This window comes from Enterococcus sp. AZ179 (assembly GCF_050498885.1).
Taxonomy (GTDB): domain Bacteria; phylum Bacillota; class Bacilli; order Lactobacillales; family Enterococcaceae; genus Enterococcus_D; species Enterococcus_D entomosocium.
This window is the reverse complement of record NZ_JBMHEO010000001.1, coordinates 3,373,705-3,390,417: the sequence shown is the minus strand read 5'-3', so window position 1 is coordinate 3,390,417 and position 16,713 is coordinate 3,373,705. Positions and strand designations below refer to the sequence as shown.

Annotated in this window: 19 protein-coding genes; 11 read left to right on the top strand and 8 right to left on the bottom strand. The window is 41.8% G+C overall.

Annotated elements, in window-relative coordinates:
* The first annotated feature begins 9 nt into the window (after positions 1-9).
* The 3 genes from IGI88_RS15930 (at position 10) to IGI88_RS15920 (ending at position 1,022) form a co-directional block, all read left to right on the top strand.
* Positions 10-288, top strand: a complete 279-nt coding sequence (locus IGI88_RS15930; protein ID WP_016611786.1) for a hypothetical protein — start codon at positions 10-12, stop codon at positions 286-288.
* The gene (locus IGI88_RS15925) at positions 285-572 is read left to right on the top strand and encodes a hypothetical protein (RefSeq protein ID WP_005226077.1); all 288 of its coding nucleotides are present in this window, start codon (positions 285-287) and stop codon (positions 570-572) included. Before IGI88_RS15930 ends, IGI88_RS15925 begins: the two co-directional genes overlap by 4 nt.
* A gap of 96 nt (positions 573-668) precedes the next feature.
* Positions 669-1,022 (top strand): DUF2200 domain-containing protein, encoded by a 354-nt coding sequence (locus tag IGI88_RS15920; RefSeq protein ID WP_005235929.1) that lies wholly within the window; start codon positions 669-671, stop codon positions 1,020-1,022.
* A gap of 313 nt (positions 1,023-1,335) precedes the next feature.
* On the opposite strand, the gene rsgA is transcribed toward IGI88_RS15920, so the two are convergent.
* Together rsgA and mgtE are read right to left on the bottom strand one after the other, a co-directional pair.
* A complete protein-coding gene (gene rsgA / locus IGI88_RS15915; protein WP_016611787.1) occupies positions 1,336-2,277 on the bottom strand; it encodes a ribosome small subunit-dependent GTPase A in 942 nt (313 codons plus the stop codon).
* Positions 2,278-2,429: 152 nt separating this feature from the next.
* Positions 2,430-3,794 (bottom strand): magnesium transporter, encoded by a 1,365-nt coding sequence (gene mgtE, locus IGI88_RS15910; RefSeq protein WP_016611788.1) that lies wholly within the window; start codon positions 3,792-3,794, stop codon positions 2,430-2,432.
* A gap of 409 nt (positions 3,795-4,203) precedes the next feature.
* Here mgtE and IGI88_RS15905 point away from each other — a divergent pair, with 409 nt between their 5' ends.
* A complete protein-coding gene (locus tag IGI88_RS15905; RefSeq protein ID WP_016611790.1) occupies positions 4,204-5,190 on the top strand; it encodes a DNA/RNA non-specific endonuclease in 987 nt (328 codons plus the stop codon).
* Between the two features lie 32 nt (positions 5,191-5,222).
* On the opposite strand, the gene IGI88_RS15900 is transcribed toward IGI88_RS15905, so the two are convergent.
* Complete coding sequence (locus tag IGI88_RS15900; RefSeq protein WP_016620130.1) at positions 5,223-5,477, bottom strand: LexA family protein; 255 nt, start codon at positions 5,475-5,477, stop codon at positions 5,223-5,225.
* 341 nt (positions 5,478-5,818) lie between these two features.
* Between IGI88_RS15900 and IGI88_RS15895 the strand changes: the two genes are divergently transcribed.
* Positions 5,819-6,304, top strand: a complete 486-nt coding sequence (locus IGI88_RS15895) for an AmiS/UreI family transporter (protein ID WP_005235922.1) — start codon at positions 5,819-5,821, stop codon at positions 6,302-6,304.
* 15 nt (positions 6,305-6,319) lie between these two features.
* Here IGI88_RS15895 and IGI88_RS15890 read toward each other — a convergent pair whose 3' ends face one another.
* A complete protein-coding gene (locus IGI88_RS15890; protein ID WP_086332390.1) occupies positions 6,320-7,564 on the bottom strand; it encodes a glycosyltransferase in 1,245 nt (414 codons plus the stop codon).
* 161 nt (positions 7,565-7,725) lie between these two features.
* Here IGI88_RS15890 and IGI88_RS15885 point away from each other — a divergent pair, with 161 nt between their 5' ends.
* The 3 genes from IGI88_RS15885 to IGI88_RS15875 all read left to right on the top strand — a co-directional run bounded on the left by IGI88_RS15885 (position 7,726) and on the right by IGI88_RS15875 (position 9,503).
* Positions 7,726-8,118, top strand: coding sequence for a hypothetical protein (locus IGI88_RS15885; protein WP_008379958.1), 393 nt, complete (start codon positions 7,726-7,728; stop codon positions 8,116-8,118).
* Between the two features lie 61 nt (positions 8,119-8,179).
* On the top strand, positions 8,180-8,719 hold the full coding sequence (locus IGI88_RS15880; protein WP_429969534.1) for a sigma-70 family RNA polymerase sigma factor: 540 nt from the start codon (positions 8,180-8,182) through the stop codon (positions 8,717-8,719).
* Positions 8,709-9,503: a hypothetical protein gene (locus IGI88_RS15875; protein WP_005235915.1), complete on the top strand. Its 795-nt coding sequence runs from the start codon at positions 8,709-8,711 to the stop codon at positions 9,501-9,503. The genes IGI88_RS15880 and IGI88_RS15875 overlap by 11 nt, the downstream gene beginning before the upstream one ends.
* Before the next feature lie 717 nt (positions 9,504-10,220).
* Here the strand turns inward: IGI88_RS15875 and IGI88_RS15870 are convergent.
* The gene (locus IGI88_RS15870; protein ID WP_429960775.1) at positions 10,221-11,546 is read right to left on the bottom strand and encodes a dihydrolipoyl dehydrogenase family protein; all 1,326 of its coding nucleotides are present in this window, start codon (positions 11,544-11,546) and stop codon (positions 10,221-10,223) included.
* A 180-nt stretch (positions 11,547-11,726) separates the two neighbouring features.
* Here IGI88_RS15870 and IGI88_RS15865 point away from each other — a divergent pair, with 180 nt between their 5' ends.
* Positions 11,727-11,915 (top strand): hypothetical protein, encoded by a 189-nt coding sequence (locus IGI88_RS15865; protein WP_005226063.1) that lies wholly within the window; start codon positions 11,727-11,729, stop codon positions 11,913-11,915.
* Between the two features lie 62 nt (positions 11,916-11,977).
* Here IGI88_RS15865 and IGI88_RS15860 read toward each other — a convergent pair whose 3' ends face one another.
* The 3 genes from IGI88_RS15860 to IGI88_RS15850 form a co-directional block, all read right to left on the bottom strand.
* Positions 11,978-12,955 carry a Gfo/Idh/MocA family protein gene (locus IGI88_RS15860; RefSeq protein WP_086299430.1) on the bottom strand — a complete coding sequence of 326 codons (978 nt, stop codon included), beginning with the start codon at positions 12,953-12,955 and terminating at the stop codon, positions 11,978-11,980.
* Between the two features lie 23 nt (positions 12,956-12,978).
* Positions 12,979-13,377: a heme-binding protein gene (locus tag IGI88_RS15855; protein ID WP_080555181.1), complete on the bottom strand. Its 399-nt coding sequence runs from the start codon at positions 13,375-13,377 to the stop codon at positions 12,979-12,981.
* Positions 13,378-13,491: 114 nt separating this feature from the next.
* A complete protein-coding gene (locus tag IGI88_RS15850; protein ID WP_086316136.1) occupies positions 13,492-14,517 on the bottom strand; it encodes a Gfo/Idh/MocA family oxidoreductase in 1,026 nt (341 codons plus the stop codon).
* Positions 14,518-14,721: 204 nt separating this feature from the next.
* Here IGI88_RS15850 and IGI88_RS15845 point away from each other — a divergent pair, with 204 nt between their 5' ends.
* Both IGI88_RS15845 and IGI88_RS15840 read left to right on the top strand, forming a co-directional pair.
* The gene (locus IGI88_RS15845; protein ID WP_005235904.1) at positions 14,722-15,615 is read left to right on the top strand and encodes a MurR/RpiR family transcriptional regulator; all 894 of its coding nucleotides are present in this window, start codon (positions 14,722-14,724) and stop codon (positions 15,613-15,615) included.
* On the top strand, positions 15,612-16,577 hold the full coding sequence (locus tag IGI88_RS15840) for a Gfo/Idh/MocA family protein (RefSeq protein ID WP_139960267.1): 966 nt from the start codon (positions 15,612-15,614) through the stop codon (positions 16,575-16,577). Before IGI88_RS15845 ends, IGI88_RS15840 begins: the two co-directional genes overlap by 4 nt.
* Positions 16,578-16,713 lie beyond the last annotated feature (136 nt).

The window sequence follows — 16,713 nt, the reverse complement described above, 5'->3', positions numbered from 1 at the left end:
GAAGAAATGATGGAAACACAAAAAGGATCTGTCTCAAAAATAAGAATCGTCTCCTTTGCCCCCTCCCCTTTGGTCCGCTTTACACTAGGTACCACCAACTGTTTGATTGCGAAACACAGTTTGAATTTTTTAGGGGATGTTGATGACGGCATGTTTCTAACCGTGGGCGGCTATTGGAATAAGCGCCGTCAATTCGTGGTGCAAAAGTATACGGTGTACGGCAAAACGAAAATCATGTTGGATATCGATGCCTATCGACAAAAAACAGTAAAGGCGGGTTCATTATGAGAGCAAGAGACCTCTTGACAGCACTGACAACGTCGTCGAGTGCAGCAGATTACCAAGGAATTTATTTAACTTACAAAGAAAACCTGATTCCTTTTACGACGATCGCCCAAGATAGCCATAACCAATTGATTTTATTTTTTGAACCAAAAAAACCCGCTCTGACGCTGAAAGAATTATATACACAGCTAATGCTGCATAAGAATTTGGACTTACTCTATTGGGATGGCGAGTCACGTCAAAAAGTTCTAGGGTTTCGTGAACAAGAAGAAAAGATCATTCTTTAGTCCCCTCGCCTATTTTTGGCACACAACAAGTGTCGAAAATCTCGGCAAAACGAAGAAAATAAAGTATACTTTGTGTAAAGACTAAAGGAGTATATCATGAAAAATCAAAAGATCACCCAAATGAGTTTCGCGAAAGTCTATCCCCTATATATTGCCAAAGCAGAGCGGAAAAATCGAACAAAAGAAGAAGTGGATCAGATTATTACCTGGCTGACCGGTTATGACCAAGAAACGCTGCAACAGATGAATGAAGAGCTTTCTTTTGAACGTTTTTTTAGTCAAGCCCCTCAGCTCAATCCCGCACGAAAGCAGATCACTGGTGTCATTTGCGGCATTCGGGTAGAAGAGATCGAAGAGCCAATGGTCCAAGAAATTCGTTATCTAGATAAACTGATCGATGAACTGGCGAAAGGAAAAGCCATGACGAAAATTCTGCGCTCTGCTGAATGAGGCGATTTTTTTCGAGTTGCTATTTAAGAATCAACGCTTTATACTTGAAATACCTTGGCAGGGGCAAATCATTGCTCAAAACACAGTGGGAAAACACCCCACTGTGTTTTTTTATACTGACTTTCTTGACGGTAGCTTTCAACGAGACAGGCGTTCTTAGCTTAGTTCAACCATTTAGCATGTAGTGCCCAGTGGAATTGGCCGACTTTTCGTGAAAACACAAGGACATTGTCTACGTCCCTCTTCTTTACTCAACAAGACTCTCTTAACACGTACAAAAAAGCACTCCTCTTAAAGAAAGGAGTGCTAACTTTTACTTTTTCAATTCTTTGATCTGTTCTTTTCGCTTCAAATACGCCAGTTCTTTTTCCATTTTACGATAGCGGGCGAAAGCTTCTTCTGAAAGTTCACCGGCAGCAATGGCCGCTTTGACCGCGCATTTCGGTTCTGTTTCATGACGACAGTCTCTGAAAAAACAACCTTCAGCATACTGGCTGATCGCTTCAAAGGATTGGTCGATCGAAGCTGACCGGACGGTACTGATGCCAACTTCCCGCATGCCAGGAGTATCAATGATCATTGCGCCAGAGGACAGAGTGAACAACTGGCGACTCGTCGTCGTGTGTCGTCCTCGACTATCCTCTCGTATGTCATTGGTTTTTTGAACGTCTTGCGCCATAAGCTGATTTAATAAGCTGGACTTTCCGACCCCAGATGAACCGATAAATGCGCTGATCTGTCCGTCAGAAAAATACGTTTCCATCAGCAATTCGTTTGGTTCAAAAATGGACGTAGCAAATGTTTTCACACCAAATGCATCGTTTAATGCTTGCAGCAGCTCTGCTTTTTTATCAGCAGTAACTTGATCGGCTTTGGTCAAGAGAATCACCGGATTAGCCCCACTGTCCCAAGCGATCGTTACAAAGCGCTCTAACCGAGCCAAATTGAATTCTTCATTGGCACTAGTTGCAATAAAAACTGTGTCGATGTTCGCCGCAATGCCTTGCTCGTCCGTGCGATTTCCAGCTACTTTTCGTTGTAAAAAACTTTTTCGTGGCAGCAAAGCATCAATCAAGAAATGATCTTGATCGTACACCTGTCCTTGTACAAAATCACCAACGATCGGATAATCCTTTGGCGCTAGTGCCTGTTGGCGAAATTTTCCTGAAACCGTTGCTAAACATTCTTCTCCTGTGGTCAAGCGGACTTTTGCAATATCTTTGGCCTGAAAGACCACAATTCCTTGTTTTTCCATGATTTCCCTCCAGTTAGTTAGGAGGCCGCACTTAAAAAGAGAAACCTCCGAGTTGATGTTGCTTCATTTGATTTGTCATAAGACATTTCCCCTTTCTATGTTGTGCTCATCATGTGATGTCGCTTTATTATACCACCGGAACGGACAGTATGCTAAAGCAAATGACCCAAAAGAACATTTACTGAAACGAAGTAGATAAACAAGCCGGCGATATCTTTGATCGATGTGATGATCGGTGCCGAACCGGCTGCTTGGTCGATGTTTAGTTTAATCAGTACAAACGGGACTAAGAAGCCAAGTGCTGCGGCTAAGGTCATGGCAAAAACTAACGAAATACCAACAGCCACACCTAACATCGGGATTCCTTGCCAAAGTGATGCAGCAGCCCCAGAGATGACCCCTACGATCAAACCTAGACTTAAGCCGATCCAAACTTCTTTAAAGAAATGGCGAGTGAAGGTCGAAAGATCAATATGCCCTAATGACATCCCGCGAACAAAAACAGTTGAGGACTGTGTACCAACGTTTCCACCCATATCCATGATCAAAGGGATAAAAATCGCAACGGCTGCCACCGATTCCAATGTTTGTTCAAATTCATCAATGACTACCCCAGCTAAAAGACCGGCAACCAAAGTGATCACTAGGAACGGCAATCGGACTTTCCAAATTTGCCAAAGGGTGCCGTTGATCAGAACGTTACTACGGTCTGCTTCATTAGAAGCAACATCGACTAAACCAGCGGCATTAAACATGTCTTCTGTCGTTTCTTGCTCGATGACATCGATGGCGTCATCGACAGTGATGATCCCAACGATTCGCGATTCCTTGTCTACGACTGGTAGCGCAATGATATCTAGTTCATTTAGCAAACGTGCCGCTTCTTCCTGGTCCGTGTCCGTGGTAACATAAATAACTTTTTGGGACATGATTTCACTGATGAGTTGATCCCCTTGCGCCATTAAGAGATCTTTCAGCGACAAAACACCTTCTAATGTTTTCGTTTGATCAGTAACATAAAGCGTATAAATCGTTTCTTTTTCTTTGGCTTGCATTCGCACTTTTTCTAACGCTTGATTGACCGTCATATTTTTTTTCAATGTGATGAATTCCGGTGTCATCAAACGTCCAGCAGTCTCAGCCTCATACCCTAATAAGAGGTTTGTTGCAGCACGTTCATCCGGTGCCATTGATTGTAAAAGTTTTTGTGTTACGGTCGCTGGCAACTCATCCAAGAGTCTTACTCGGACATCTGGTGCCATTTCGTTCACAAACTCGGTTGCCCGTTCATCGGTGAAAGAGCGTAATAAGTGTTGTTGTGTAGCTGGTGTCAAATCTTCAAACAGGATAAGTGCTTTATCTTTTGGTAATAGTCGGAAAACGATCACTTTTTCATCCGCGGATAAATTGCTGAACAATTGTAACAGCGGCAGCTCTTCCATTCCTGATACGAGTTCTTTTAATTTTTCAGAGTCTTTCTGATTTAAATAATGTAAGATGGTTTCTTGCTGGTTCATGGGATACACTCCTTCTCCTGTAATTTTGCTCAAAGAAAGAAAGGAAATCGTTCAGAAAATTGTCCAGATTTCTTTCGTTTGAAGGTTGCGTGCTATACAGCTGAAATTTCGTTCCGCAGCTGGAGATGCCTGTTATTAAAACAAGCATCAAAGGGAAATAGCAACAACTTTATTCATTATATCACATAGTTTTTTTAAAACATGAAAAATTTGACTTGCAAATAAAAAAAACCATTCAGGCATGTTCCCTTGGTAAAGAAAGTGGGTTAAGAACATTTGAGATCAAAAAGCAAAAGAAACCTGAAAGTTCTGTAAAACGCTCCATGCAAATGGTATGATGAATGGGTTGCAGTTTTTTTACTCCCCGTTTATGCTAACTATACATCAATGAAAAGAGAGGCAAAAAAAGATGGCAAAGAAAAAAACATTTATCGGATCGGTCACTGCGCTTCTCGCACTCGCAGCAGTCGGATTTAGTCTCCTACACAGTAATGATCTATTCCCAAATCACAAAACACCATCATCAGAAGTGGCAATCACTTCTGCTAAGGATATTCGTGCAGATGAGCTGGCACAGTTAACTTACCAAGGCACCCAAACGATTGAAGTCAATCAGAACATTCCTGAGTTTTCAGAAGATGATCTTTCCCTTGAAAATGGCGCCTGGGAAGCATACGGCGACCTCGATCACCTCAATCGTGCGACCTCTGCTGAAGCAATGTTGAATCAATCCTTGATGCCCACGGAAAAGCGTGGCGATATTTCCAGTGTAAAACCGACAGGTTGGCGTAATAAACAGCTCCCTAATGGGAAATATTTATATAATCGAACCCACTTGATTGGCTTTGCTTTAGCTGGCGAAAATGCAAACTGGAAGAATCTGATCACAGGGACAAGTCAGTTGAACAATCCCGAGATGTTGCGCTTAGAAATGGATATCAACTATTATCTCAAGCAAGATAAAAATCATTATGTCCGATATTCCGTCACCCCGATCTATCGCGATGACGAGCTGGTTGCCCGTGGGGTACAGATGCAAGCCCAATCTATTGGCGAGGATACGATCCAATTCAACTATTATATCTTCAACATCCAAGATGGTGTCACAATCAACTATGCGGATGGTAGCAGCGAGATTTCCAACGAAGATATGACGCAGCCGGAGAATGCTACAAGTAGTGAAAACAACACGACAACAGCCACTTCTCAAAGCAGTGAAACAGAGGAAAAACAGAAAGAATATGTCGATCAACAAGGAAACGGTTTGATCAAAGGATCAAGAAGCGGCATCTATCATTTGCCCGGATCTAAATACTACGAGGATACTACCAACCCGAAAGAATGGTTCAAAACCATCGCTGAAGCGGAAGCTGCCGGCTACCGTGCACCAAAATAAAAAAGCCTTAGGCTTTTTTATTTTGGTTTTATTTATTCTTCGTTGGCTTGTGCTTGTCGCAACACTTTGACATAGGCCTTCCCTTCGTCTGTAAAACGAACCGAACGTGACTTAAAGCGATAAGCTCGGTAAATCAGGCCTCTTTTTTCAAGACGCAATAAATGACGATAAACCAAAGAAGTTGTTTTTATCTCTTCATTGGCACAGATTTCTCGTATGGTAGGTGCGCAACCTTGAGCTTGCATATATTCGTCAATAAAAAGTAAGATTCGATCTTTTCTCGGCATAATTCCTCCTTTCCGCAAAACAGTCTTCACTGCTGCAAATTCGTAAAAACCGATAAGCTACTGCCTCGTCAGCTTTTTGTCCAATTAATACACTGAAAATCTATTGTTCCTCTCTCTTTTCCCATTCTTCCAACGAGTTAAAGTTCCTTTTAAACGCTGGAATTTTCCCCTTAACGAGAAAAACATCGGCAAGCAGCGCTCTTTGTTATTGATTTTATCAAATTTAACAGCAAAAAATAGTAAATTTGAAAATTATTTTCCTTTTTATTGACATAAAAATAAATAAAGGTATTATTTTTTCTTGGAATTTGTTATTCTAAATTTAAGTAAAGGAGGATTTTATGTTAGGGATCGGCTTATTTTTTGTAGGAATTACTTTGATAATCAACGGCTGGGGAAGTTTACTTCACATTGACTATCGTTCACTTGCTTTAATTAATCTTTTTACAGGTTCGTTATCTTTCATTATCAATCTAATCTATATGCTCCAAGGTGCTTATTATGAAGCAGGCACAGGCTTTCTCTTTGCCTTCACGTATTTACTAGTAGGAATTATTTATCTCTTTGGTTTGGATCTACGGATTTATGGAATTTTTGCGCTATTCGTAGCCATCAATACCTTGCCTTTTGCCTGGGTCTCTTGGCAATGGGAGCAAGATCCCCTTTTTGCACTGATTTGGTTAACATGGGGAGCATTATGGTTTTGCGGCTTTTTGGATACGATCGTGAAGGTAAACTTTGGTCGTAAGATTCATTATTTTGCGATCGCTTGCGGTATCTTCACTACGTGGGTCCCAGGTTTGCTGATGCTATTAGATCTCTATTAAACAATAGTGATTATCTCAATGATAATCACTATTGTTTATTTCTAAAAAGTGCTCAATCTCCTGCATCGCCTTCTGAGGACCATTTGTCGGGAAATGATTCTTTAGCTGGCAGGCTTGTTGGCAAATCTTCAGATCTCCAACCTCTGTCAGAGCAGTTTCCAGCTTTTTCTCAGTTACTGGTTTTGTCAGTGCAATTGCATTGCCATACGCCACGCAGTACTGAATATTGCAGCTTTGCTCATAGTGCATCCCGATTCCGATAAACGGCTTCCCAGAGGCACAAGCTGTTTGAACAGTCCCTTCCCCACCATGGATAAAAGAAAAATCGATATGCTCATGCAATAGATGACTTGGCAGATATTCGGTCAGGAACAAATTCTTTGAGACGTTGTGTTTCCCCTTGAGTAGATGAGTAACCGGAGCAATGATCGCTAGTTCCGAACGGTTTTGTAAGAAAGCTAAGATTTTTCGCACCATGCGCGGATTCCCCGAACTGCCCATTGCAAAATAAACGATTCGTTTTCTTTCCCGCCGCTTTTGTTCAATAAAAGTCAACACTTCTTCTGGCAAGGACGCCCCCATCTTGGCAAAAATCGGCCCCACGATTCGATAATTATCTGGCAGCAGCTCTTTTGTTATAAAGCGTTCAGGAGTGGTGATGAGATTTAAATCAGCGTCCATCATTCGTAAGCTCGTTTCAGGCATAGAAAGTTTTTCTGTTTGGGCAGCGTGTTTGAATGCTCGGGGCATCCAGCGGGATTTTACCAATTGTTTTCTTGTCCAATACCAAAGTGGTTTCCTTAACGGTCCGAAGAAACGCAAACTAGAAGGGATAAACGCGCTATCTGATCGAAAAAAGGGATCACTCATCGCATAGGGTTTTACGTAGACTAAGGGAATCTGTTTGCTGCGAGCAGATAGAAAGATCGTGACATTCGATCCAGTTACAATCACCTGAGGAGCAAGCTTGTCGACCAGTTTTTTTTCGCTCAGGATACGCGCAGCAACCATCTCTTTGGTGAAGGGATTTTTGAATGAGCGCAGTTGATCTAATTTTATGATCTGTTCCTCTTGTTTTTCTGTCAGAGTCGGCGTCAATAAATGGTACGTAAAACCACTTTCAATGATAAGTGAAGCAAAGGTCTTTGAAAAACCAAAGAACTCACAGTGGTGATTTCCTTGCATTTGTTTAGCGACTTCGATCATCCGTGTCGTTTCAGCCAAGTTGAATACCGCAGGTGCAAAAAGAATCATTGGCATGCAATCCTCCTCATGTATCGAGTCCATCCACTCGTTTCTTTCAAGTATACTAAAAGAGCGCATACTTAGGAGAAGTTTTTTGCAGACCTTCTCGTTCATCTTTTTACATTGTTTAACTAAAAATTTGCTATAATAAAGAAAACCTTTCAAGGAGTAAACCAATGCGAAAAAAAATATCTTCCTTGCGGCTTAGTATATTCTCACGCGGGCTCATTCTCTTTGCTTTCTTTTTCTTGATTCAACAATTGAGGGAAATGGTTGTTTCTGACTTTGCACTTTTTCCTTCTCTGGCATTCATCCAAATTCTCTTGATGATCCTTTCAACCTTTCTCATTAGCAAGTTTGTTAAAAAACGCTCGTGGCGGCAAGTGCTTTTTGGCAGCTACCTATTCATCATCGGCTCGCTGTTTTCTTTCCGGCTAGCAAATAATCCATTGGAGCTGCAAGCAGCCACTCTTTATATGATAGGCGCTTTTTTTGGTGGCATTCTTTGGGAGTATTTGGCACAGCGCTTAGCAACAGATCTTATGGCCAAAGAACATGAACCTCGTTAACAGAGGTTTTTTTCTTTTTCTGATAGAAAAGACAAAAATTCTTCGTATATAGTGTGAAGGGGTGAAAAAGGTGCAGGATGAAGAAATCATTAAACGAATCAAAAAGAAAGACTATGCCGGCTTAGAAGAACTGTTAGCTGTTTATGGTGATAGCATGCTGAGGACGATTCATAGTGTCCTCTCCCAACCGCATGAAGTGAGCGAGCGCCAAGATGTAGCGAACGAAGTTTTTTACGAGGTTTGGCAAAAGATTGCTGCGTATCAACCTGACAGAAGCCGCTTGATTACTTGGCTGCTTGTGATCAGTCGTAGTCGTGCGATTGACCAAAAGCGAAAGTTGAACAAGCGCTCATTGGAAGAAAAACCTGTTGATGAGCAGGAACTAGCTATTGAAGAATCACCTTTAACAAAGGAAAACTTTTTGGGCTTTATTGAAGACCTTGAAGCCCTTGATCAAAGGATCTTTCTGCTCTACTATTTTTATCAGGAATCACCCGAAACCATCGCAGAGCAGACGGACTTAAATGTCTCAGCAATCTACAATCGTCTTTCCCGTGGCCGCAAACGCTTAAAAGAAAGGATGACTATCGATGGATTTTAAACAGTTAGTCTTAAATGAAAATAAATCACTGATAAAAGTAACTGAACAAGAAAAAGCAACAACCTTCGAGCTGTCCAAACAATATGTTTTCTTGCAAGATCTATTAGAGGAGCTTCGGACGCTTTTAGCAAAAGACGAAACGATTCTTGGCTATCTGCCTTTGACGCCAGATGGAAACCTCGCCTTCGCCAACCAAGGGCTTGGCGCCTATGCGTATGCAACAACTGAGAAAGCAAAAGCATACCGTGACATCTTTCATGATACCCGCGGCAATCGTTTGTTGGTTTTCACAGAAACCCGAATGCTTTTTCTGGTCATCATCGACTATTTAGAAAGTAACACCTATTTCAGTTACCCCTATGAGAACATCAAGGCGTTCACCATCAAGCCAAGAAAGCTGATGAAGCACGAATCACCAGAGGATAAAGAACAATTCCATTGGGGCTATTTCGACTTTCAAGCGGGGACGCACATTTTCTCAGAAGTGCTGACGAAAAAAGACTACGAATTATTTACGTCCTATCATGAATCGATCCCTGCACTCAAGAAAATTCCAATTCAAAACAAAATTTACAGAGCAGCCAAATATCAGTATTTCTTGAGTAATTGGCATTTCAGTTTTCGCTTGATGACCATTTTCAACCTGCTCTTCCTGCTGCTGTTTGTATTACTGATTCTCGGATTTTTCTTACACTTTGGTCCACTGAAAGGATTTTATTATAAGGATCTATTGGATATAGGTATGATCATTTCCCTTTTGTATAGTAAGAATATCTTGCCATAAAAAAAGACTGCCGTTCCTTCCTAATCATTTCTTTGATATCAATTGAATAAAGCACCAGATTTTCTACGGAAGAGCACCTCTTGCAGGATTCAAGTGAAAACGAATGCTGCAACAGGTGCTTTCTTGTCTCGGACTATTGGGACATTCCTAATTGCTCGATTTTCATTTCCTTTTGAAATTCTCAGATTTCTTGTGAACTTTTCAGAAGACTCCACTCATAATTTCATACGTGCCTAATGGGATTATTTTTTCATTCACGCTTGCTTTTTAGGAAGAAACGTTATGATGATTTTACTTGCTAGGAGGTGTGAAAAATCGAACTTATCGGACATCTGATCTTCTGGGTCCCATTTTGTCTTTTTCTAGTGATTGGATCGTTTTTCATACAATGGCGGAAACGTTTCGTTTCAACCCTTATTGCAGCGATCCCGTTTCTCTTTTTTATGATAAAAATATTCAATTATCGGCATTATGAGCCGGATTTTATTTTCATCATCTATTTGATCGGACTCTTCTTGTCATCGATCGTACTGATTGTTGCTGTCCGTCGGCTTTCAAAAAAAGCCTAAACCTAGGGTTACTAGAAAACAAAGACATTGCTTAAATGAAACCCAGCCTAACTTTAAGGTTCATTTAAGGTTGGCAGACTATAGTCAATACGGACATAATAATTTAGAGCCTGTGCTAGCGGAAACTAGCGCAGGCTTGTTTGTTTATTTATAGAAAATAGGACAAATCGCTAGCAGGTGTGGGGTAGGCAAAAATCATTTGTGCCAGTGCTTCTTTCGATAGCTGATTTTCCAACACAAAAACGAAGTGGTTGATCAACTCATCCGCCAATGCAGAAAAAATCGTGACAGCAACGATTGTATCAGATGTGTCATAAACCAATTTGATTTTTGCCTCTTGATCATTGATTCGTCGATAGGTGTACCAAGAAGAAAGATCCATCACCTCGCTATGATATTCTGAGGCATGATCGGCAATCTCTTGCTCACTGATTCCGATTCTTGCCAGTTTTTCCGCACCAAAAACCAGCGTAGGGATTAGCGGATAGCGGATGGGCGTTTTCTGGTCATCTATATGCTCGACAAGATAGGCGGCTTCAAAGCTAGCAACAGGCGTCAGTTTTGGCTGCTTTTTCGCTAGCACATCTCCGATTGCGTAGATGTGTGTTTGACTAGTCTGCAAAAACTCATTTACAACGATCCCTTGTTTTGACGTTTCTACCCCTGCCTTTTCCAGTTGCAGCTGATCGCTATTGGGTCTGCGTCCCGTGGCACCAATCACTGCTTCTACGGTGAGAGACAACGCTTGTGTCTGAATTGTATAGTGGTTTTGTTCTTTCATGATTCGCTGTGTGTTCTGGTTAAAGTGAAACGAAACACCTTGGTCCTGCATTGAACGAACCATTTCTGCGGTCAATTCAGCTTCAAATCCTTTTAGTGGCTGGTCATTATGATGAATCACATGAACTTCAGCACCTGCTGCTTGAGCGATCATCGCCAATTCGAAGGTAATATATCCAGCACCTATGAAAGCAATCGTTGCTGGCATCTTTTCAAAGGAAAGAAAATCACTACTGTTTTGTAAATGCTCCTTGCCGACGATTGGTAGTACGGCTGGACGCTGTCCTGTCGCAATGATTATTTTTTCTGCTTGAATCTCTTCGGCGTCCACGACGACCGTATGGGCATCACGAAAAGCGGCTTGTCCGTAGTAAGTAGTGATTCCTTCTGCTAGTAACCCTTGTTTGGTTGACTCCGGCACACGATCAGTATACGAGCGCTTAAACGCCATCAGTGCCGGCCAATCAATGGCTACCTGCCCTTGAACGCCATTGCCTTGCATACGTTTCGCCTCTGTTTTGACTTCTACGCCTCGCATCAGTAGTTTTTTCGGATCGCACCCGCGATTGGGGCACGTGCCACCCCATAAATCAGCTTCGACGATCGCCACTGTCTTTCCTTTGGCTTTTAACCCGTAGGCAGCAGCCGTACCAGCTGGACCCGCTCCGATAATCAGTACATCCACCTTTTTCATCTGTCTCCTCCTTCTCTTAAAAAAATCCTGCTCTTTCTCTTCCCTTCAAGTATAGCGAATCACGGTCAGCCCACAAAACAATTCGCCTTTAACGGCTCCTGCGAATGATCACAATCATCCCTTAAAATTGCGTTTGATATGGTATACTTTTCTTGTCAGTTTAACGACAAAGGAGAATGAATGACTGTGAGTTTTAAACGTTTTTTTCAGCTCTTTCTTTTTTATTTCCTCTCGATTCTGGTGGCCTATGGCCTGATTGCGTTTCTAGCAGTAGATAACTTTTGGCTGGTCGTCTGTTTGATGACAATTGTCGGCTATCTCACCTTGGGTATCCCACTAACCTTATTGAGTTTAAAGAAGAAAAAATAAGACAACAGACAAAGACACCAGCAACTTCTCTAAGAAGCTGGTGTCTTTCCACATTGATGCGATTATCCTAATACGATCTGGGCATCTGCCAATGCTTTTTCCACTACTTCCATCACCAGCTTGCTATGTGCAAGGCGTTCCTTGACAAAGACATGATCATTTTCGTGAATGGCTTGTGCAAAACGGGCGAATTCTTCAAACATACGATGTCCGTGAACGCTTTGATCCTGATGGATTTTTTCCCCATTGACCGGTTCAACGTCATAGCTGGCAAGCATATTCGTCGGCCCATTGACGATGATCGATCCTTTCGTCCCTTGGATCGTTGAGCGAATCGTCGCTGTCGAATCTTTGGCGCCAATACAAACGACTTTTGTTTGTTCATAGTCTAAAAACAGCATGCCAGAAGTATCGATCCCCTCTTCGACATTAGCAAAATAGCGGACACTTTTAGGTTTTCCTAAAAGCCCGACCACAAAATGAATATTATAGATATTGATATCCATCAATGCCCCACCACCCATTTTTGGGTTAAATGCAGGTAAAACGGTTCCCTCTTTGAATGAATCATAACGAGAAGAATATTGCGAATAGTTGCATTCAATCACTTTCAGCTCTCCCAATGTTTCAAGCTGCGCTTTTATTCCTTGGTAGTTGGCTAAGTACTGATTCGTGATGGCTTCCATCAAAAGCACCCCATGGGCAGCAGCCAATTCTGTTAATTCTACTAATTCTCGTGCCTGCAACGTAAATGGCTTTTCACAAATGACGTGTTTGCCAGCGAGGATCGCTTCTTTGGCAAAGGAATAATGCAAATGATTGGGCAATGCGACATACACGGTGTCAACGGAGGGATCCGCCAAACATGCCCCTAACTCTGTATAGACGGTTTGAATCCCGTATTGCTGTTTTAAGTGATTCATTTTCTCTAAATCATTTTCTGTCCCAAAAATAGCGGACAGTTCAAGCTGCGGGACATCCCCTGCCACCGTCAAAAAATCATGGACGATCATGCCTGCCCCTAAAATCGCTAAGTTCATCTTGCTTCCCCTTTTCTATCTTCTTAGATCATTTGTTTCAATACCTCGGTGATCACTTTATGATCCTCTAAATGGGCCAAACCTGACACACAGATAGCACCAGTGACTTCTCTATCTTCGATAATTGGAAAACCACCACCACAAACTGCATAATGTTCGTCTTGTGCCCATTTAGCAAATTGTATATCTCTATCTTTTTGCGCATAGACGTATAGTGAACTATGCCCGCTTTCTAGTACCGTTCGTTCTTTTCTTTCAAGCCAAGGGCTTTCTTTTCGCCCTGCCATTAAAAATCGAATGATCGGCAAGCCATGATGAACAACTTTGATCCCTACAGGCTTCGGGTAGTTCCTTTTAACGTACTGATCAATGGCAATTACCAATCGCAATGCGAGGTCATTGTCAAAATGAGCAAACTGCAGCTGCTGTTCTTCTTGCAGGATTTCTGAAGATTCGATTCGTATCTACTCCTTTACGTTGAGTCAGTTGATGCCTTCAGGCGCTTTGTTTGTCAAAAGCCTCGTAATCACTCTGCCTTATGACTCAGTGATCATTTGATTGATGCCTGTTTCTAGCATTTCGATTTGTAAAATCGTTTCTTCGTCTTTCACGATTTTCTCTTTGCCATGGATGATCGTTTCATAGACGCCCTCGTACACACGGCTATAATCACCAATTTCAGAGATGACTTTTTCTTCATGGTAGTCACCGTTAGCATCCATATAAGTTAGTGTGCCATAGTGCTCTGGCAAATCAATCCCAAAATCGGCATGATCTGGGAGATAAAACTGTTTTAGATGCTCTTCTTGTCGATCCTTCGTTTGTTTTACAAAAACGCCGTTTTCGCCATAAACGACAAAACTAGGCCGCTCTTTTAATCGGAAGTAACTAGATTTGACAGAGACTTTCATTCGACCATAAAACAGATCCAAATCGAAGTAATCATTCATGCGATTTTTTCCAAGCAATTGCCGAACCTCATAATGGACATCGTCTGGTTGTCCAAAATAGGAGATCACTTGGTCCAGTGTATGACAAGCGTGTCCGTACAAGTAGCTAGTATTCAATGAAAATTCGGTCACTGACCGTGGAATCTCTGGACGAAAATAATCATAATGCATCTCTACTTCTAAGAGATCTCCGAGCACGCCGCTTTCGATCACTTTTTGCGTAGTCAAAAAATCGGAATCAAAGCGGCGATTTTGATAGCATTGCACAAATAAGCCTTTCTCTTGCGCCAGTGCGAACAATTCCTTTGCTTGTGCCGAAGTTTCCGTAAAAGGTTTTTCGATCAAGACATTTTTCCCATGGAGCAAGACATCCTTGCCTAATTCATAATGCAAATGACTGGGGGTCGTGACCACAACTAATTGAATTTCAGGATCACGGTAGATATCCTCTAAGTCAGAGGTGTAATGAACGCCTTCTAGTGTTGGCCAGGTCAGCTTGCCGCTTGGTGAATAGATCGTCTTTACTTTGATCTTATCCTGCAGCTTGGTTGAAAAAGGCAGATGGTAGCGATTGGTGCTTTTTCCGTTTCCGAGATATGCGATAGTTAACATTGTAACGCCTCCTATGAATTGATAGCTTGATTATTGATGAAATCCTTCGAAATGGGAAGTCTTTTGCCAAAAACAGGTTCTTTTGACCAGACTTTTTCGCAAACTGTTGAGTGGTTCTGAACATTTTTACCAAATTGCCAAAAAGGCACAGTTTTTGCTTTTGGTTTTCTTTGTCCTAGGCTATGATTAGAAAGAGGTGGTTTGATGTTATTAGGAGATAAATTACGGCTTCAAGAAGGATTGACCAATACGGAGAAGCGGATTGCCGATTATATTTTGCAAAATATCAATGATGTGCCTTCGTTGACGATTGAAGTCATCGCTAAGCATACATACACATCCCACTCTTCCGTCATTCGTCTAGCCAAAAAGATGGGGTATGAAGGATTTAAAAGTTTTCGCTTAGGTCTGGCTGAAATTGCCCATAATCAGATGTTCAACCCAACCTTTGTTGACGCGAATTTTCCCTTTTCGCCCAAGGATCAAACACCTGATATTATGAAAAAAATGGCCGATCTAACGATCAACTCGATCCACAAAACCCACGCTCAGGTCGCTCCAGAAACGATGGAAGCAGTGGTGCAATCGTTGGAAGCTGCGCAGCGGATTTTCTTATTTGCTCGCGGTGATTCTCAGATCCGGGCAAGAAGTTTTCAAAATAAGTTGGTCAAAATCAATAAGTATCTGATCATTGCGGATGAATATGGGGATGATGCGTGGAATGCATCGAACGTCACGCAAAATGATTGTGCCGTGTTTATTACCTATCGTGGGAAAAATACACAATACGAAAAAATCATGCAACACTTTCGTGATGTTGGGGTACCAGTGATCGTAATCTCTGGCAACGCCCATGCGAAAATCATCCCATTAGCGACCCATGCGATCATCGCTTCTCATGATGAACGTGATTTTCTCAAAGTCGGTACCTTTTCTTCACAGGTCGCCTTTGAGTATATTTTAGATTCACTGTTTGCCTTGCTGTATGCCAAAGAATATCAAAAAAATATTGTCGAGTTAAGAAAAAAACAATCTGTTTTGGAATCAGGGATTCTCTCAGAATACCCGTCAACTGAAGAAAAGAGGGAAATGAAATGATCAATTGGGGAATTATTGGTGCCGGAAATATCGCCAATCGCTTTGCTGCAAGTTTAGAAAATTTTCAAGATGCCCAGCTTTATGGGGTTGCTTGTCGTACGATGGAAAAAGCGCAAGCGTTTCAAGCAAAATTTCCGTGTGATGCCGTCTTTGATAACTACCAAAACCTATTAGATGATCCAGCTATCGATGTCGTTTATATTGCTTTGCCGCATTTGTATCACTATGAATGGATCATCAAAGCCTTTCAAGCAAAAAAAGCTGTTTTATGTGAAAAACCAGCAACCTTGACTGCACAAGAAATGCGCGATGTACAAAAACAAGCCCAAGCACACGAAGTCTTCTTTATGGAAGCCATGAAGCCACGCTTCACCCCAGCGTATCGCAAACTAAAAGAACTTGTGGATGGTGGTCATATCGGTGAGCTAACAAGTGTCACGACTACTTTTCGCCGCCATTTACCAGTCGAAGGCAGTTCTTACCATTATCTGCCAAAACAAGGGGGTGCTTTACTGGATATGGGGATCTATAACTTAGCCTTTATCCAAGATTTTTCACCAGAAAATTTAACTGCCGAAATGATCGATTACAGCCTTTATGAAACTGGGGTTGATACCTATGTTGAAGCACGCTTTGTCAGTGAAGACTTTGTTGCAGTGATTGAGACTGGATTTGACCAAACAAAAGAGACGGTGGCGGAATTACAAGGAACAAAAGGGAAAATCACGATCCCCAACTTCCATCGCCCCGCTTCTTTTACCGTGACGATTGACCAAGAAGACACGGTCTATGATATTGGGTACGAGATCGATGATTTCCATTCAGAGATTCAAGCAGTTCACACCGCTCTTGCACAAGGACAACTCGAAAATTCCCTGATGTCCTTAACGGATAGTATTGCCTGTATCGCTTTAGCAGATGAACTAAGAAGCTTGCTAGATGCGGAAAAAAAAGACAATTAAGATCATGCCCCATCGTTTTTGAATAGAACTGACCAGTGGCTACCACTCGGTCAGTTTTTTGTATCAAAAATTGAGCGCTTTCTTTGACGGTATCGAAATGGTTATATTATATTTATTGAGTATATTTTTATACAAA

Coding starts and splice junctions, on each gene's coding strand:
- IGI88_RS15890 (WP_086332390.1), bottom strand. CDS start 7,564: ATGCCAATGATTCTTTTTGCACCTGCGGTATTCAACTTGGCTGAAACG.
- IGI88_RS15875 (WP_005235915.1), top strand. CDS start 8,709: ATGGATTTTAAACAGTTAGTCTTAAATGAAAATAAATCACTGATAAAA.
- IGI88_RS15870 (WP_429960775.1), bottom strand. CDS start 11,546: ATGAAAAAGGTGGATGTACTGATTATCGGAGCGGGTCCAGCTGGTACG.
- IGI88_RS15840 (WP_139960267.1), top strand. CDS start 15,612: ATGATCAATTGGGGAATTATTGGTGCCGGAAATATCGCCAATCGCTTT.
- IGI88_RS15925 (WP_005226077.1), top strand. CDS start 285: ATGAGAGCAAGAGACCTCTTGACAGCACTGACAACGTCGTCGAGTGCA.
- IGI88_RS15930 (WP_016611786.1), top strand. CDS start 10: ATGGAAACACAAAAAGGATCTGTCTCAAAAATAAGAATCGTCTCCTTT.
- IGI88_RS15920 (WP_005235929.1), top strand. CDS start 669: ATGAAAAATCAAAAGATCACCCAAATGAGTTTCGCGAAAGTCTATCCC.
- IGI88_RS15850 (WP_086316136.1), bottom strand. CDS start 14,517: ATGTTAACTATCGCATATCTCGGAAACGGAAAAAGCACCAATCGCTAC.
- IGI88_RS15900 (WP_016620130.1), bottom strand. CDS start 5,477: ATGCCGAGAAAAGATCGAATCTTACTTTTTATTGACGAATATATGCAA.
- IGI88_RS15905 (WP_016611790.1), top strand. CDS start 4,204: ATGGCAAAGAAAAAAACATTTATCGGATCGGTCACTGCGCTTCTCGCA.
- IGI88_RS15845 (WP_005235904.1), top strand. CDS start 14,722: ATGTTATTAGGAGATAAATTACGGCTTCAAGAAGGATTGACCAATACG.
- IGI88_RS15895 (WP_005235922.1), top strand. CDS start 5,819: ATGTTAGGGATCGGCTTATTTTTTGTAGGAATTACTTTGATAATCAAC.
- IGI88_RS15860 (WP_086299430.1), bottom strand. CDS start 12,955: ATGAACTTAGCGATTTTAGGGGCAGGCATGATCGTCCATGATTTTTTG.
- IGI88_RS15865 (WP_005226063.1), top strand. CDS start 11,727: ATGACTGTGAGTTTTAAACGTTTTTTTCAGCTCTTTCTTTTTTATTTC.
- IGI88_RS15885 (WP_008379958.1), top strand. CDS start 7,726: ATGCGAAAAAAAATATCTTCCTTGCGGCTTAGTATATTCTCACGCGGG.
- mgtE (WP_016611788.1), bottom strand. CDS start 3,794: ATGAACCAGCAAGAAACCATCTTACATTATTTAAATCAGAAAGACTCT.
- rsgA (WP_016611787.1), bottom strand. CDS start 2,277: ATGGAAAAACAAGGAATTGTGGTCTTTCAGGCCAAAGATATTGCAAAA.